General features: G+C 36.3%; 15 protein-coding genes. 9 read left to right on the top strand and 6 right to left on the bottom strand.

The window, feature by feature from the left end; translation table 11 throughout:
• A complete protein-coding gene (locus tag P0Y62_10835) occupies positions 1-804 on the bottom strand; it encodes an AraC family transcriptional regulator (GenBank protein ID WEK68353.1) in 804 nt (267 codons plus the stop codon).
• Positions 805-850: 46 nt separating this feature from the next.
• On the bottom strand, positions 851-1,747 hold the full coding sequence (locus P0Y62_10840) for an oxidoreductase (protein ID WEK68354.1): 897 nt from the start codon (positions 1,745-1,747) through the stop codon (positions 851-853).
• Positions 1,748-2,075: 328 nt separating this feature from the next.
• On the opposite strand from P0Y62_10840, the gene P0Y62_10845 reads away from it, so the two are divergent.
• The 5 genes from P0Y62_10845 to pyk are packed head-to-tail and all read left to right on the top strand — an operon-like array spanning position 2,076 to position 6,257.
• Positions 2,076-2,315, top strand: a complete 240-nt coding sequence (locus P0Y62_10845; GenBank protein ID WEK68355.1) for an acyl carrier protein — start codon at positions 2,076-2,078, stop codon at positions 2,313-2,315.
• A 34-nt stretch (positions 2,316-2,349) separates the two neighbouring features.
• Positions 2,350-3,594: a beta-ketoacyl-ACP synthase II gene (gene fabF / locus P0Y62_10850; GenBank protein WEK68356.1), complete on the top strand. Its 1,245-nt coding sequence runs from the start codon at positions 2,350-2,352 to the stop codon at positions 3,592-3,594.
• Between the two features lie 9 nt (positions 3,595-3,603).
• Positions 3,604-4,368 (top strand): ribonuclease III, encoded by a 765-nt coding sequence (gene rnc, locus P0Y62_10855; GenBank protein WEK68357.1) that lies wholly within the window; start codon positions 3,604-3,606, stop codon positions 4,366-4,368.
• Complete coding sequence (locus tag P0Y62_10860) at positions 4,346-4,819, top strand: IPExxxVDY family protein (protein ID WEK68358.1); 474 nt, start codon at positions 4,346-4,348, stop codon at positions 4,817-4,819. The genes rnc and P0Y62_10860 overlap by 23 nt, the downstream gene beginning before the upstream one ends.
• Positions 4,812-6,257 (top strand): pyruvate kinase, encoded by a 1,446-nt coding sequence (gene pyk / locus P0Y62_10865; GenBank protein WEK68359.1) that lies wholly within the window; start codon positions 4,812-4,814, stop codon positions 6,255-6,257. The genes P0Y62_10860 and pyk overlap by 8 nt, the downstream gene beginning before the upstream one ends.
• A gap of 84 nt (positions 6,258-6,341) precedes the next feature.
• On the opposite strand, the gene P0Y62_10870 is transcribed toward pyk, so the two are convergent.
• From P0Y62_10870 to hutI, 3 genes are all read right to left on the bottom strand, one after another.
• Positions 6,342-7,634, bottom strand: a complete 1,293-nt coding sequence (locus P0Y62_10870) for an aldehyde dehydrogenase family protein (protein WEK68360.1) — start codon at positions 7,632-7,634, stop codon at positions 6,342-6,344.
• 141 nt (positions 7,635-7,775) lie between these two features.
• Positions 7,776-8,696, bottom strand: coding sequence for a formimidoylglutamase (gene hutG / locus P0Y62_10875; GenBank protein WEK68361.1), 921 nt, complete (start codon positions 8,694-8,696; stop codon positions 7,776-7,778).
• 24 nt (positions 8,697-8,720) lie between these two features.
• Positions 8,721-9,944 carry an imidazolonepropionase gene (hutI, locus tag P0Y62_10880; protein ID WEK68362.1) on the bottom strand — a complete coding sequence of 408 codons (1,224 nt, stop codon included), beginning with the start codon at positions 9,942-9,944 and terminating at the stop codon, positions 8,721-8,723.
• A gap of 237 nt (positions 9,945-10,181) precedes the next feature.
• Between hutI and ruvB the strand changes: the two genes are divergently transcribed.
• The 4 genes from ruvB to coaE are packed head-to-tail and all read left to right on the top strand — an operon-like array spanning position 10,182 to position 13,353.
• Complete coding sequence (ruvB, locus tag P0Y62_10885) at positions 10,182-11,204, top strand: Holliday junction branch migration DNA helicase RuvB (GenBank protein ID WEK68363.1); 1,023 nt, start codon at positions 10,182-10,184, stop codon at positions 11,202-11,204.
• A 3-nt stretch (positions 11,205-11,207) separates the two neighbouring features.
• Positions 11,208-11,828, top strand: a complete 621-nt coding sequence (locus tag P0Y62_10890; protein WEK68364.1) for an FMN-binding negative transcriptional regulator — start codon at positions 11,208-11,210, stop codon at positions 11,826-11,828.
• A 13-nt stretch (positions 11,829-11,841) separates the two neighbouring features.
• Entirely contained in the window at positions 11,842-12,708 is an 867-nt protein-coding gene (locus P0Y62_10895; GenBank protein ID WEK68365.1) for an MBL fold metallo-hydrolase, read from the top strand.
• 9 nt (positions 12,709-12,717) lie between these two features.
• A complete protein-coding gene (coaE, locus tag P0Y62_10900) occupies positions 12,718-13,353 on the top strand; it encodes a dephospho-CoA kinase (protein WEK68366.1) in 636 nt (211 codons plus the stop codon).
• 118 nt (positions 13,354-13,471) lie between these two features.
• Here the strand turns inward: coaE and P0Y62_10905 are convergent, their stop codons facing one another.
• Entirely contained in the window at positions 13,472-17,431 is a 3,960-nt protein-coding gene (locus P0Y62_10905; protein WEK68367.1) for a fibronectin type III domain-containing protein, read from the bottom strand.
• Between the last annotated feature and the right edge of the window lie 390 nt (positions 17,432-17,821).

Below are 17,821 nucleotides of genomic sequence, written 5' to 3' on the forward strand. Positions count from 1 at the left end.
CTATATTATTTTACTGGGTGATGAGCCATAATGTTTTTTAAAGGCAAACGAAAAATGAGAAAGATCTTCAAAACCGAGGTCCAGATATATTTCGGAAGCCATTTTTCCTTTTTCCAAAATAAGATAATGAGCTTCCTGCAATCTTTTCTGAATCAGCCATTTTCCCGGTGTAATTCCGAAAATCTTTTCAAAATCACGTTTAAAAGTCGCTAAGCTTCGCCCAGTAAGGTATGCAAAGCGGTCTAAATTAACATTAAAATGGAAGTTTTTATTCATAAAAGCTTCAATATCTATTTTACCGGGCTCATTAAAATCAAACAAAATATTTTTTAATTCGGGCTCTTCTTCAAGTAATAAAATTAATACCTCTTTTATTTTTAAATCTACCAGTCTTGCATCAGAAAGTTTTTCTGAATTATAATAAAACAGTAGCGAGTTCATATAATTTTTAAATTGCAGACTGTCATTAAATAAGTATAAGGGTTTATTAAACTCTTTTCTTTCCGAGATTAAATTATATTCAATACTAAAATCTTTAAGAACTTGTTGATTTAAATAAATAGATAAAGACCTAAACTCTCCATCAGGAGGTGGCTGTTTGGTAAATTTCAATAACTGATTTCTTCTCAGAAAGCGAATTGAACCGTCTTTCGCGGAATAATCATGGAAACCGTCATTTAAAATCAAATCACCTGAGATCTGATAACTCAGCACATGATCAGACACAAAATGCTCTCCCTGTCTACTCAGCTGAGTGTAGCAGGAAAATACAATATTTCCAAAATCCTCTCTTTTAGGTTTCATGATATACAAAGATATAAAACGAGATCGCAAAAACTCAACCCATTTATTATTCCAGACTAATTCCTTTATGGGTTAAATACTTCTTTCCGTACTCTGTGTCAAAAATATTAACCGCGTTGTCATGATCTGTAGAGATCGTCACATCCATCCATTTCTCAAACTCTTCTTTTCTTTTTTCATCAGTTGCTCTTAAAATAGCCGCCGCTTCACTTCCCAAGACCAAATGCAATGGAGGATTTTCATTTTCTACAACATCAATCATTACTTTTGCTGCCTTCGCAGGATCTCCCATCGGAAGAAACTTCCCGGAAGTCAAATATTCTTTTACGCCACCTACTGTCGCTTCATACCCATCAATATCTTTTGCAAAGCTCATTGAGGAACCCGCCCATTCTGTACGAAAACCACCAGGTTGAATACAGGTTACTTTTATTCCCAAAGGAGCAACTTCTTTACTCAGAGATTCAGAAAAACCGACTAAACCAAACTTCGCAGCCTGATAAATGGAAAGCCCTGCATTCCCCACCCTGCCTCCAATAGAACTGATCTGCAGAATATTTCCCGAACGTTCTTTTCTCATATAAGGCAGAACAGCTCTAGTAATTTCAATCGGCGCATACAAATTAACTTCCAACTGACTTCTTACCTGTTCATTCGTAAAAGCTTCCGCAGCTCCAGTAATTCCGAAACCTGCATTATTTACCAAAACATCTATTTTACCGAAATAACTCACCGCTTCTTCAACTGCAGCATAAATCTGCGCTTTATTCTGAACATCTAATTCCAATGACAACAACTGCCCCGAATATTGTTCAGTCAGTTCTGTTAAATGTTGAAGATTTCTGGCGGTAGCCACAACATAATCTCCTTTTAATAATACTGCTTCAACTAGACTTTTTCCTAAACCTTTTGAACTTCCTGTGATAAACCAAACTTTTTTCATTATATTATTGATTTTATTTGATACAAATTTCCGTCAACAATGCTTCGTACAGGTTTGTTAAAAAGCTCAAATTCACTTTGTTTAAAGAATCATTTCAGTTAAAATTAAGCAGTTATTATATAAGGTATATCCACACAACAAAATATTATTTCAATCAAATTAAAACAAGGACATATAATGCCAAAATATAAACACCTGAAAACTAAAACACTAAACTAACCAAGGATAAAATAAGCACCTGCAAGCCACAAAAAAGACTAAAAAAATGTTTTATCGTAAAGAATTTTATATATTTGCACCATCTAACAATTAAAAAAAATAATTTACTATGTCAGACATTGCATCAAGAGTAAAAGCTATCATCGCTGATAAGCTTGACGTTGAAGAAACAGAAGTAACTCCTGAAGCTAGCTTCACTAACGATTTAGGAGCTGATTCATTGGATACAGTTGAACTAATCATGGAATTTGAAAAAGAATTCAACATTCAAATCCCTGATGATCAGGCTGAAAAAATTACTACTGTAGGACACGCTATCGCTTATATCGAAGAAGTAGTAAATAAATAATATTCTTCAACAAAAAAGAAATTAAACAAAGTTTATGGAATTAAAAAGAGTAGTTGTAACAGGATTTGGAGCAATAACACCGATTGGAAATAATGCAAAAGAATACTGGGAAAATCTTGTGAAAGGTGAGAGCGGTGCCGCTCCGATTACTCTTTTTGATGCCACAAACTTTAAAACAAAATTCGCTTGCGAAGTAAAAAATTTCAATCCATTAGACCATTTCGATAAGAAAGAGGCTAAAAAAATGGATAGAAATACACAACTTGGACTGGTTGCTGCTAAAGAAGCAGTACAACACTCAAGAATTATTGAAGACCATGTAGATAAAAACAGAGTCGGTGTAATCTGGGGTTCAGGAATCGGAGGTTTAGAAACTTTCGAAACTGAAGTTTTAGGATGGGCCAATACGGAAATTCCGAGATTCAATCCTTTCTTTATCCCTAAAATGATTGCAGATATTACTCCAGGACATATTTCTATTGAATATGGATTCCACGGACCGAACTATACTACTGTTTCTGCATGTGCATCTTCGGCAAATGCTTTAATTGATTCCAAAATGCTTATCCAATTAGGAAAAGCAGATGTAATTGTGTGCGGAGGCTCAGAAGCTGCCGTTACAGCAAGTGGTGTCGGTGGATTCAATGCAATGATGGCACTTTCTACAAGAAATGATGATCCTAAAACAGCTTCAAGACCTTTTGACAAAGACAGAGACGGATTTGTACTTGGTGAAGGAGCGGGATGTATCATCCTTGAAGAATACGAGCACGCTGTAAAACGTGGTGCTACAATTTATGCGGAATTAAAAGGTGGTGGTCTTAGTGCAGATGCACATCACATGACAGCACCTCATCCTGAAGGTTTAGGAGCTTATCTGGTAATGAAAAGTTGCTTGGAAGATGCAGGCTTAACTGCTGATGAAGTAGATCACATCAATATGCATGGCACATCTACTCCATTAGGAGATATTGCAGAGTCTAATGCGATTTCAAAATTATTAGGAGAGCACGCTTTCGACATTCAGATTAATTCTACAAAATCAATGACGGGTCACTTATTGGGTGCTGCCGGGGTTATTGAAGCTATTGCTGCGTTAGGAACTATTATTCATGGTATTGTTCCTCCTACCATCAACCATTTTACTGATGATGAAAATATCGATAGCAGACTGAACTTTACGTTCAACGAAGCTGCGAAGAAAGATGTAAAAGTAGCCATGAGTAATACTTTTGGGTTTGGTGGACATAACGCGTGCGTTCTATTTAAGAAAATCTAATTTTACTGAATGGAGTTACAGAAATACTTTTCTAAATTCCTTCTCAAACAAAGAAAAAGAAAATTAACGGAGAGAGACTACTTCCTCAGTACTGAACTTCACAAAATGTTAGGTACCGAGGTGCAAAATGTTGCGCTTTACCGTGAAGCTTTTTCTTTAAAAAGCTCTTCTAAAAATCAAGACAATAGTAATTACGAAAGACTTGAATTTTTGGGAGATTCCGTTTTGGGTACAATTATCTCCTGTCATCTGTTTCAGACTTATCCTAAAGCTAATGAAGGGTATCTGACACAAATGAAATCTAAGATTGTCAACAGGAAAAACCTTAATAAACTTGGAGAAGATTTAAAATTGACAGATCTTCTGCAAAAGCAAAATTCTGTGGCTTTAGGGGAAAATATCTCCGGAAATTTATTTGAAGCCTTAATTGGTGCCGTTTATCTGGATTTTCAATATGACACCTGTAAGAAAATCATTTTGGAAAGGCTTTTAACGCCATCAGAGATCAATAAACTTGAGAATAAAATTGTAAGCTACAAAGGTCTTTTGCTGGAATGGAGCCAGAAGAAAAAAGTAAATATAAAATATGAGACCTGCGAAGAAATCCAGGTAAATAAAGCCGTCGTTTTTCGATGTCATGTTTGGTTAGGTGAAGAAAAAATAGCCAATGCTACAGAAACCTCCAAAAAGAAAGCAGAAGAAAAAGCAGCACAGAGAGCATTTTATATTTTAAATAAAAAAGAAAATATACTTGGAAATCCAAAAACTTTATGATCTAGACGATATAGAATTTGAAGATATTGCCATAGGATTGGTAAGATTAGCAAAAAATATACCTGATCACGAGTTTTTCTACAAAATAAATCAAAATAATGATCTTACCTTCTCCAGAAAAAAGGACATTGTCTTACACGGAGATTATTATGATTATTTTTTTCCAAGATTTGAAGCTTATCACAAGTTTACAAAGACATGTTTTACTTTCATTTCGAACAGATCTTCTGAAAGTAAACAAAAAAAAATACAAACAGAACTCTTCTCAGAAGAAGAAAACATTAAATTTTTATTAAATAATCAGGTAGATGTAGAATATATTCTGCATAGTTCGGAACAGTTTCCTGATTTTTCCGTAATTTTGCTCCCTGAAAATCTTGTATTTCCAATTCAAGATTATACATTGAGTTCTGAGGAAGAACTTTATCAAATTATCCAGTATTATGAATAAGTATTTAAAGAAGACAAAAATTATCGCAACACTTGGACCGGCTTCATCGTCGAAGGAAGTAATGTTAGGATTAATGAAAGCGGGAGTTGATATTTTTAGAATTAATTTTTCACACGCCGATTATGATCTAGTAAAAGCAAATATCAAAATCATCAGAGAGCTTAATAAAGAATATGGTTTCTCTGTAGGTATATTGGGAGATTTACAGGGTCCTAAGCTGAGAGTAGGTGTGGTAAAAGAAGGTTCTTATCTGAATCCTGGAGATATTCTGACCTTTACCAATGAAAAAATAGAAGGCGATTCTACAAAAGTATATATGACTTACCAACAGTTTCCACAAGATGTAAAAGTTGGTGAAAGAATTCTTATCGATGATGGTAAGTTAGTTTTGGAAGTTACTGAAACCAATCTGACCGATACGGTAAAAGCAAAAACGATTCAAGGGGGACCTTTAAGTTCTAAAAAAGGAGTAAACCTTCCCAATACCAACGTTTCTCTTCCTGCTTTAACGGAAAAAGATATTCAGGATGCTAATTTCATGCTTGATCAGGAAGTAGATTGGGTGGCTCTTTCATTCGTGCGTCACGCTCAGGATATTATTGATTTGAAAGAATTAATCAATAAACACCCGAAAGGTAAATTTAAGACTCCGATTATTGCGAAAATTGAAAAGCCTGAAGGCGTAAAAAATATTGATGAGATCCTATTGGAATGTGACGGATTAATGGTTGCGCGTGGAGATTTAGGAGTAGAAGTTCCAATGGAAGAAGTTCCGGCTATTCAGAAAACATTGGTAGAAAAAGCCAGATTTTACTCTAAGCCGGTAATCATTGCTACTCAGATGATGGAAACAATGATCAACAGCTTAACACCAACAAGAGCAGAGGTAAACGACGTTGCCAACTCCGTATTGGACGGAGCTGATGCAGTAATGCTTTCTGGAGAAACTTCTGTAGGTAGATATCCTGTTCAGGTGGTTGAAAATATGGCTAAAATTGTGAAGAACATTGAAATGACCCATTTTTACCAACACAAAAATGAACCGATTGAAAAAGACTACAACTGCATCGATGAAAGATTCATTACTAACAGAGTTTGTCTTGCAGCGGTAAGAATTGCAAAAACAACCAATGTTTCAGCTATCGTTACTTTAACACATTCAGGATATACAGCATTCCAGCTTGCAGCACACAGACCGAACTCGCATATCATCGTTTATAGCGGAAATAAGAGAGTTATTACCATGCTGAACCTGCTTTGGGGAGTTCATGCTTACTATTATGATATGAAGAAACCTACGGATGAAACGATTATCCAGGTAAATATGCTGACTCACAACCACGGTTATATTGAAACCGGAGATTTTGTAATCAACATCAATGCTACACCATCATACGAAGGTGGAAAAACGAATACATTGAGATTAACAACGGTTTAATCAAACGAAAAACAGTATACAATAAAAACTCCCAAGATTTTGGGAGTTTTTTTATGTTTAAATTATTTCCTATTTTCAATAAAGCTAATTTCCGACAATCGTCTTAGCCGTTACAAACTCTTTTAAAGCCAGTAAAGAAAGCTCCGTACCATAACCCGAAGCCTTTGTTCCGCCAAAAGGAAAACGGGGATCAGAACTTGTCATTCTGTTGATATTTACCGTTCCCGATTCCAGGTTTTCGATAAAGAATAACTGACGGGCTTTATCAGCTGTCCAGACAGAGTTTGAAAGTCCGAAGGGAATATCATTCGCCATTTGTAAAGCTTCCTCATCATTTTTAGCAATCATCACTATTCCAAGCGGTCCGAAAAGTTCTTCCTGTAAAATTGGATTACCTTCTTTTACACGGATTAATCCTGGATTAAATTCAATATCTGAAATTCTTTCCAATGGGATGATAATTTCCGCACCGTTCTCCAAAGCTTTTTTAAATTGCTGTTCCAAATCATCGGCCAAGTCCGGCCTTGCCATTCCTGCAATCCTGGTTTCTTTATTCATCGGATCTCCGACAACATATTTTTTATATTCTTCAATGAATTTTGGAAGAAAAACATCTTCAACTTTCTCATCGATAATAAACCTCTTGGCTGCAGTACAAGTTTGTCCACAGTTTTGAAGCCTGGATTTCACTCCGGCCTTCGCAGCTTCCTCTAGGTCTGCATCATCAAAAACAATAAATGCATCACTTCCTCCTAATTCAAGCAGGGATTTCTTAATGTTTAAACCGGCTATCGAAGCCACTTCACCACCTGCTTTTCCACTTCCTGTAAGACTTACTCCTTTTACAATAGGATGCTCTAAAATTTCTTTTACGGCTTTATGTCCCACTTCAAGATTCTGAAAAACACCTTCTGGAAAGCCCGCTTCCAAAAGCACCTCTTCAATCGCATTTCCACTTCCAAAGCAAATTGATGCATGCTTCAAAACAATAGTATTACCCGCTAAAATTGCAGGCGCAGCGAATCTCAACACCTGCCAGAAAGGAAAATTCCAAGGCATTACTCCTAAAATCACACCTTTTGGAACATAATGAACTTCTGAATAAGAAAATTCGGAGTCTATTTTCTCTGGTTTTAAAATGTTCTCGGCATCGGCATAATAATTCATCATTAAAGCACATTTTTCTACCTCAGCAATCGATTCTGAAATCGGCTTATTCATCTCTTGAGTAATGATAGTACCAAATCTCTCAGCATTGTTTTTTAAAATTCCTGCAGCTTTTGCAATGAGTTTTTGTCTGTTTTCGAATGGTACTTTTCTCCATTCTGAAAATGCCTTATCTCCTTGGATAAGTTTATTTTCAATTGATTGTTCCATACTGTAATTTCTGTTTTTAAATTCAAATCAATGAATTTAATTAATGCCTTTCTCTAAAAAGCATCATATAAGCAACAAAATTTGTTCCTTAGGGTTAAATAAAATAATGATTTTCTCTATCGAAGAATATCAAATTATCGTTTATATCATAAACCATTCATTCATAAGACATGCCGCCAGTCTCGCCGTTCTTTCCTGAATATCAAATAACGGATTAACTTCTGCTACATCCAAAGCTAATAGCTTTTCACTTTTTAAAATGTGTCTGTAAAAATGCATAAATGTAGCATCTGCAAAAATTCCATTATAGGCTGAAGCTGAAACTCCCGGAGCTATGGAAGCATTAAAGACATCCATACAAATCGTTAAGTAAACATAGTCAACACTTTCCAGCAGTTCATTTATTCTCTGGTAAATAGAAGGTAAGTTTTCAAAGAACAGTTCATCAGCCAAAATATATTTCATTCCATACTGATGTGCTGTATCAAATAATTTCAAGGTATTGGAATTTCTTTGAATTCCGATATGCAGTGAATTGATTTCGCTTTCCTGGGCAATCTGCCAAAATCCTGTTCCGGAACTTGCTCCTACTCCATTTTCAGGCTGTCTGTTATCAAAATGGGCATCAATATTAATGATCCCGATCTTCTGTTCAGGAAAAGCTGTTTTAACACCTAAATAATGGGCATAAGTAACCTCATGCCCCCCTCCCAAAACCATTGATTTTCCTCCTTTCAACAGAACTTTGGAAACATTCTTAGCAAGATTATTCTGAGCATTTTCTAATTTTCCATCTTCACAGGTAACATTACCAAAATCAAGCAACGAAAAATCAGGAAGAATCACCGGAAAGTTGGACATATTTTTCCTGATGATACATGGAGCATCTTTTGCCCCCTGTCTTCCTTTATTTCTCCGAACCCCTTCATCTACGGCAAACCCATGTAAAACGAAATCATTCGTTGAAATTGCATCGTAATTAGTTTCTTCTTTCACTCTTTGAAAGAGCCTGTGATAAAGAAGCTCTTCACCATCTAATCTACCCTGCCAGATTTTGTTCATTACTTTGATAATTTTGTATTTAGTCTAAACTTTTTTTCCATCAATATAAACACTTTCAGCTTGTAAGCTTCCCTGGTTATACAGAACATTTTGGAAATTACTGGTTTTAAAAGTTACAAAATCAGCTTTCTGATCCGCTGCTAACCTTCCTCTATCTTCTAAACCAAGTGCAAAAGCCGAACGGAATGTTATTCCGGCTAAAACTTCTGCTGTAGTAAGCTTTTCAAATGTTGCTAAAATAGAAGCTTGTGTAATCAGGTTTCCCATAGGAGCAGAACCAGGGTTCCAGTCACTTGCGATGGCTACAATTGCTCCTGCATCCAAGAGTTTTCTTGCGGGAGTAAATTTTTCTCCCAAGCCTAAACTTGCACCCGGTAAAGCTGTTGCCACAGTTTCTGACTGCGCCAAGAATTCAATATCTTCATCAATTGTTGCTTCCAGATGATCCGCAGATTTTGCCCCCACTTCCACTGCAATTCTTGAACTTCCGGGAGTGAACTGGTCTGCATGGACTGTAATTTCAAAACCTAAGTCTTTCGTTTTAAGTAAGAAATCTTTGCTTTCTTCAGGCTGAAATGCAGATTTTTCAATGAAAATATCGACGCGTTTCGCCAGATTTTCTTCTTTTACTTTAGGTAAAATTTCAGTTAAAATATATTGTAAATATTCTTGATTATTTCCTTCAAAATCTCTCGGTTTCAAATGTGCGGAAAGACAGGTAGGAACTAAAGTTACCTTCGTTTGTTCCTGAGCTTTTTTAATGATTCGAAGCATTTTCAATTCATTTTCGACATCTAATCCGTAACCACTTTTTACTTCAATGGTTGTGATTCCTAAAGAAACCAGAAAATCAATTCTTTCCAGTAAAGTTTTCAATAATTTCTCTTCTGAAGCATTTCTTGTATGCTGAACAGAGCTCCAGATTCCCCCTCCGCTTTCTGCAATTTCAAGATACGTTTTTCCTGCGTTACGCATCGCAAAATCATTCGCGCGGTTTCCCCCAAAGCAAATATGGGTATGAGAATCTACAAAAGCCGGAAGAACGATCTGTTCTCCTTCAACAGTTTCAATCTCTATATTTTGATTTTCCGATTTTAATGTTTCAAAATTTCCGATCTGATGGATTTTGTCATTATTGACTACAATACCTCCATCAGTAATAATTTCAAGTTGCTCATCAGAAAGCTTTCCTCTTAAAGGAAGATTAGCAAGTGTTACAACCTGCTTGAAAGGACCAATAAGTTTCATTTATTTAGTTTAATGCTAATATTGGAAAAACAGTTGAACTCATGCTTTACAGGAATGCTAGAAAATATTCAATTACGATTCTATACTTCTAAAGCAACATCAACTTCTTTATATCCAAAATTTTCTCTCTCAAAAATACTCAAAATATCTCTTCTGCTCAAATCTTAATTTTTCATCTGATCCAACCTTAATCTTAACCTCAATTTTCCTATCTTTACGGTAAATGAAATTGAATTAATGCCTGATTTTTTACACCCAGACAAAGACAATTACTCCCGTGAGGAGCTGATACAGGAAGAACAGATTCGTCCTCAAAGCTTTAAAGATTTTGCGGGACAAAGGAAAACTTTGGAAAATCTTGAAGTCTTCGTAACCGCTGCCAAGAAACGTGGCGGAGCACTCGACCATGTTTTATTGCATGGTCCTCCAGGTTTGGGAAAAACAACTTTAGCAAATATTATTGCCAACGAATTGGGAGTAAACTGCAAAATTACATCCGGTCCTGTACTGGATAAACCCGGAAGTTTAGCCGGATTATTGACAAACCTTGAGGAAAATGATGTTCTTTTTATTGATGAAATTCACCGGTTGTCTCCTGTTGTAGAAGAATACCTATATTCCGCGATGGAGGACTATAAAATCGATATCATGCTGGAAACCGGTCCTAATGCGAGAAGTGTTCAGATCGGCCTGAATCCTTTTACTTTGGTTGGTGCAACGACAAGAAGCGGAATGCTGACCAAACCGATGTTGGCAAGATTCGGAATTCAAAGCAGACTTGAATATTATACCATTGAACTCTTATCAATGATCATCATCAGAAGTGCAAGAGTTTTGGGTGTGAAAATCTATGAAGATGCAGCGATTGAAATTGCAAGAAGAAGCCGTGGAACTCCAAGAATTGCCAATGCTCTATTGAGAAGAGTCCGTGATTTTGCTGAGATAAAAGGTAATGGTGAAATTGAAATTAACATCACCAAATATGCTCTTAATTCATTGAATGTAGATGAATTCGGATTGGACGAAATGGATAATAAGATCATGCGTGTAATGATTGAGAATTTTAAAGGAAAGCCTGTAGGTATTTCCGCACTCGCTACCTCAATAGCCGAAAATCCTGAAACACTGGAAGAGGTTTATGAGCCCTTTTTAATTCAGGAGGGATTTATCATTAGAACTCCAAGAGGGCGCGAAGTGACTGAAAAAGCCTATAAACATCTGAATATTGCAAGACCTAAAAATCCTGGGGAATTATTTTAAATAATGTTTATACCTAAATTATACAAAAGCGAAGATTACAATCTGATGAAAGAAATTATCCGAGAGCATTCTTTTGCTTTATTAATTTCTTCCGTGGATAAAATTCGTGCCACCCATTCTATGATGATGCTGAATGAAGATGACACAGAAAATGTTTATATTGAAACTCATATTTCAAAAGCCAATCCACAAGCAAAAATACTAAAAAACGGAGATGAAGTTCTTTGCGATTTTTTAGGAGCGCATGTCTATGTTTCAAGCAGCTGGTATGACCATGTGAATGTTTCGACCTGGAATTATGAAGCCGTGCAAATCTATGGAAAAGTCGAACTGATGACCCCGAAAGAGCTGTATGATCATTTAGATAAACTGACTTCAAAATACGAGATGTTTCAGCAATGCCCGATGATGGTAGAAAATATGGGAAAAGAATTTGTTGAAAAAGAGATGAAAGGGGCTTTCGGATTAAAAATTATTCCTACCGAAATTTTCATTAAACAGAAGCTTTCTCAAAACAGAAAAGAGAATGATTTTAAAAATATCATTTCAAATCTTGAAAACAGCGATGAAAACGGAAAAAAGATTGCTGAGAAAATGAAACTGTTAAAAAATAATACATTATAAAACTTAATATTATATGAAACTATATCCAATACAGTGTGGAAAATTTAAATTAGATGGCGGAGCCATGTTTGGAGTCGTCCCAAAGAGTTTGTGGGAAAAGACGAATCCTGCAGACGAAAAAAACCTAATCGAGCTTGGAACACGCTCACTTCTTGTAGAAGACGGAAAGAAATTAATTTTAATTGATTGCGGTCTTGGAAACAAACAGGATGAAAAGTTCTTCGGGCATTATTCTCTTTGGGGAGATGATCATTTAGATAAAAATTTAAAAAAATATGGTTTCGTAAGGGAAGATATCACAGATGTTTTTTTAACCCATCTTCATTTCGATCATTGTGGTGGAGCTATCGAATGGAACGATGACAAAACAGGTTACAGACCTGCTTTTAAAAATGCACATTTCTGGACCAATGAAAATCACTGGCAATGGGCAACAGAACCTAACGCAAGAGAAAAAGCAAGTTTTTTAAAGGAAAACATTATCCCGATGCAGGAAAGCGGACAGCTGAATTTTTTACCGCTTCCAACCACCGGAAATTACGGCTTTGCACCCGACTTGAAAATGGATGTCATATTTGTTGATGGTCACACAGAAAAACAAATGTTGCCTGTGATTCAATATCAGGATAAAACAATAGTTTTTGCTGCTGATTTGATTCCTACAGTTGGACATATCAATCTGGTGTATGTAATGGGATATGATACAAGACCTCTTTTAACACTAGAAGAGAAAGGAAAATTCCTGAAGCAATGCGTAGATAATGAATATTTGTTATTTTTTGAACATGATGCCCATAATGAATTGGCAAGTCTTAAAATGACGGAAAAAGGAGTAAGACTAGACGAGACTTTTAGTTTTAATGATGTTTTTGGATATTAATTTTTAAGTATGGAAGAATTACAGTCAGAAACTCAAAAAGCAGAACCAGAACCGTTATCTACCCCGAAAATAATAGGATTAACAGGAGGAATCGGATCAGGAAAAACCACTGTTGCAAAATTCATTGAAGAGTTCGGATTTCCAGTTTATTATTCAGATGACAGGGCAAAAGATATTGTAAACGACAATGATGACTTGAAGGAAAAAATTAAAACCCTTTTAGGTGATGAAGCCTATGATGAAAACGGACTTTACAATAGAAAATTCGTTGCTGAAAAAGTTTTTAATAATAAAGATCTACTCCACAGCCTAAATGAAATTATTCATCCTGCTGTCCGGATCGATTTTGAAGAATGGGTGAAAAGACAGACCAAATATCTTGTTTTTAAAGAGACAGCGTTGTTATTTGAATTAAAATTAAACAGGCAATGTTATCAATCTGTTTTAGTAACTGCCGAAGACAACATCCGGGCTAAAAGAGTAATGGACAGGGACGGAAAAACCTATCGGGAAGTAGAAGCTGTCATGGAAAAACAAATGCCGGAAAAAGACAAAATAAAGCTGGCCGATCATATCATCTATAATAATACAAACCTGGATGATCTGAAGGAACAAACAGAAAAAATCATTTTTGATATTGAATAAAATACAGCTCGTTGGAATTTTTTCAACGAGTTTTTTTGTCTTTATTTATCTACGAATAAAAAAATCAGCTCCCATTTCTGAGAGCTGATTCTATTTTAAAGTAATCAGTTATGATTTCTTATTCCTTGATGAATTTCTTCTGTACCGAAGTTGAACCATCCTGAATATCGATCACATACATTCCGTTGATTAATGCATGAACATCTACCTTGTTGTTTAAGATAATTCCACTTGTGATCAGCTGTCCTGCAGCACTATATATTTTATAATTAGCTCTCTTGCTGATATTCTTAACATTCAATACTGTGCTTACCGGGTTAGGGTAAATTAAGATATCATTCTGATTCAACAGATTAGTAGCTGGTTTCTTAGTGATTCTTACCGTGTAATCTTCCACTTCCCCATTGTCAAAGTTGGTACAGTTTACAGGAATTCCTCCTTTCATTAAAGCTACTCTCATCACCACATACGTATAGTCTACATTGCTTACAAAAGCATCTGATGGTACACTGAATATTGTCGTTGCTGTTGCTGCAGTATTTGGCCCGGATACTAAGATTCTTTCATTGATATCAAATTCTCCGTTTCTGTCGAAGTCGATCCATGCTACAACTCCTGCATCTGCGGTTACCACTTTATCAATTGTCAACTGGTTGTTTACTGATCCTTGGATCAATTCGATCTGAGCAGTAGGAACAGCCGTATAATCAGTATATGTTGAAGCTGCAGAAGTATTTACCATCTGTGGTTTACCATTAGGAAGCACAGTTACTTTGGAAATATATTCTCCTGATGTATTATTAGCTCCCATCTGACAGTAGATCACCGTTGGAGTGGTAAAATAGTACGGTAACGTGAAATTACCAGGAGTACCACTACAAATATTAGCTACCTCCATTTCATATTTAGTAAGCTCCGTTAAACCGGTAAGAGTATAAATATTATTCGTTACCTGAACATTAGTCCATCCTGGAATTCCTACTTTTCTGTATCTCAATACATATTTACCTGTTGCATCCGGTCCTAGATAAGGATCCCACTGAACTTTAGCACTTGTTGGTTTTAACTCAAGAATGGTTAATCCCGGAGGCGCAATAACACAAGTTCTTTCAGTTGTAAATCTTGCTAAGCTAGACCATGGATTAGGTGTCGTTGAATTAACACATGTGCTTCTTACCTGAACCTCATACTGTGTATATGGATCTAAGCCCGAAAGCAGATATGTACTTGCCGGTGGATTTGGTAAGTTAATTGGCAGAGACCAAGTTCCTCCTACTTTTCTCCATTGCATTTGGTAAGTTGCACTCGCAACTAACGGCGACCAATTCACAATTGCCGAAGTAGACGTAATATTGGTGAACGTTACATTCGGTGGAGTCGGATCACATTTTGTAGTAAATTCATTGTGGGAATAGGTTCCTACATTCACCGTATTACAAACCGCTGCTACTTCCACTTCGTATAATGTTGCAGGAGTTAATCCTGTAAGAGGAAAAGGTGGTTGGTTAGCCGCTGTTACTGCCGGGACATCAATTGGACCTGATACTGGTAGCCATTGAGTGGAACCAACCGGACGGTATCTTACTTTATAAGAAGCTCCTCCAATATCCTGTGGCCAGGTAATTGTTGCTGAATTATGCGTAATAGAAGCCGGAGTTACGGTAACGACAGGTGTAGCCGTGCTACATACTCTCAATACAATATTATCGACCGCCATTGGTGGCTGCGTTCCTCCTGAAGTATCGTTTCTCCATTCGAATACCAAACGCATAGTAGTACCTGCATAATTCGTAAGATTCAAGTTTGAATTGGAATAATTACTCCAAGTCCCATTTAAATTATACTGTCCTACCTGAACTCTTCCCGGTGCTCCAGGTGTTCCTGTTGCAGCTGTAATCTGAACTCCCGATGTAGGCATAAAACTTGACGGTACTAACCATACTCTTAAGTAATCATAAGCACTTTCCCCTTGTCCTTTCCAGTCAAAAGAGAAAGAAGCCAAAGTGGTTCCATTAGGAATCTCTATATCTCTATACGCCTGTACTACACTTCCTGCAGTAATGGTATAAGCATTTGTTACCCCATTATCATTGGTAATATAGATAGACTTTCCTGTATTTCCGGTTGCAGCACCATAGAACCATTTATTGGTTTGAGTTCCATTAATTAAACCTAAATCATTTGCTGTTTCAAAATTCTGAATATAAGGAAGCTGAGCCGGAATCTGCGTGGTCATAACAGAAACTACGTCAGATAAATCACTTTGATCTGTAGAGCTACATAATGCTTTTACCCATATATAGTAGGTCGTACTTTGTGCAAGTCCTGGAATTGTATATCCTGTACTTCCGCCTGGAATTCCTGTAATATTAGGTGTCGGAGGCGGTGTAGTTGTAGTACTGTAATATATTTGATATCCTCCTGCAGGCGCAGTAGCCGGTGGTGTCCAAGAAATTGTCGCAGTAGATGACGTTGAGCTAACTACTGTTACTCCTAATGGTTCAATACATGTAGGAGCTACTCTTAATTTAAAATCATCAACTCCTAAATACCAAGGAGAGCTAGTAGCAGTTACATTAGTCCCAAAATAGTATGTTCCGGATGTTGCTGGAGTATAATATACTTTATACTTAACATAACCTGGCGTATCCTGAGTAGCTGTTATAAATGTTCCTAAATTGGTTGCCCCTGTAGTAGAAGTCGCAGAATTCACCAATACATTACCTGTAAATCCTTGGTAAGAAGAGCCTTGCCCTCCTGTGTTATAATAGAATGAAAACTCATAGGCTGTACCTGCTGTTAATGCAAATCCGGGTGTCCATAATTGGCTTGCCGTGGTATTACCATATTGAATCCTCATATAATTCGGAGTAGATCTAGGTACATTATATGTTGTAGAAGCCGTATTAGAAGAAGTCCACGCATTAGTACCTGTTACTTGTTTCCAGCAAGAAGGAACAATCCCTGAACCAATACTTGACATAGAATCAAAATTCTCAGTCCATGGTAAAGCAGTTATAGCTGCACATGGTGTTGTAAAGGATATAGACGTCCAACCACTTTGATCTGTTCCACTACATCTGGATCTTACCCATACATAATATGTTGTATTGGGAGACAGTGGTGAAAGTGTTACAGAAGTTCCTGTAAATACCATTTGTGATGGTGTCGTTGAAGATGTTGGCGCTGTTGTAGAAGTAGTATAATAAATATCATATCCACTTCCCGGAGCTGACGATGGAGCGGTCCAGCTAACTGATCCACTTGTAGCGGTTATTGCTGATGACGTTAAATTCGTAGGCGCAAAGCAAGTTGGCGGCGTCCAAGTATAAGTCAATCCGTCCGTTGGCATTCCAGGTGTAGCAGCAGTCGTATTAAATGACTGAGTACTGCTATTTGTTGTACCCGCAGTAGCATTTGAGTAAAGAACTGAAGTTGAATTAGTTCTATTATTAAAATCTGCATTGGATGTACCTCTAAGCCCAACTTGTCTGGTCCCACTAGCAGATGTACTTCCTACAAGATAAGATCCTCCCTTATAAACTACAGCAATTGTATTGGTAGTTTCTCTTAATCGGATCTGAAAGGAAAAAGAATAAGCACTTGTAGTCGTCGTCGTGTAAGCAGGTCTGAAATCAGCCCACTGAACGACTACTTCCCTGTTTGGAGCTGTTCCTACAACTTTCCAACTGATGCTACCTGTAGCACCACCAAGGTTGAATACTGAATTAAGATCTCCACCAAATGCAGAAACAGCACCAGAATAGGCTGTTGTACTGGAAATAGGAGAATATTCAGATGTTGACGGAGCTGTTGTTCCAAAGGTTAAGAAACCATTTGTTGAAACATTTAATGATGAATAATTAACGCCATTAAAAGAAAAATTAAATGGAATGGTTACCGGATAGACATTGTTATCCAATGACCCCGCAAGTGTATTTGCCGTTGCAGCTTCTAAAACAGTAGGCGCTGTTAAAGCCGTGTAAGTTCCAGATGACTTCACAAAACTGTAAGAACTCACCTGTGCATTACCCATAAATGCAATTGCAAATGAAAAAAGTAGTAAAATCTTCTTCATATCATCAAAATATTAAATCCATTATTAGGATTTTGAGCATTATACATAAATTAAATTAGAATTAAATTGAATGGTCTTAAAAATATGATTAACGTTTAAAACCTTAAGTTATTATAGAAAATAGTAAAATGTAAAAATTTTTATCATAGGCTTCATTATTTTAAATTGGTTGCAAAACTAATACTTTTATCTCACAAATACCTTACCCTTATTTATTTTAAATAAATAACACCAATTTTCATTTTTTATTGGAAATAAATAAAAACCAAAAAAAAGATTTAAATTTTAAGAACTACAATATTTATCTATCAAATATCCATTAAATCAGTCATATTGAAACAAAAAAAATAATTCCTGTCAAAAAACTTCATTTTTTCCTCCATCAAATCT

The sequence above is a fragment of the Candidatus Chryseobacterium colombiense genome (assembly GCA_029203185.1).
Classification (GTDB): domain Bacteria; phylum Bacteroidota; class Bacteroidia; order Flavobacteriales; family Weeksellaceae; genus Chryseobacterium; species Chryseobacterium colombiense.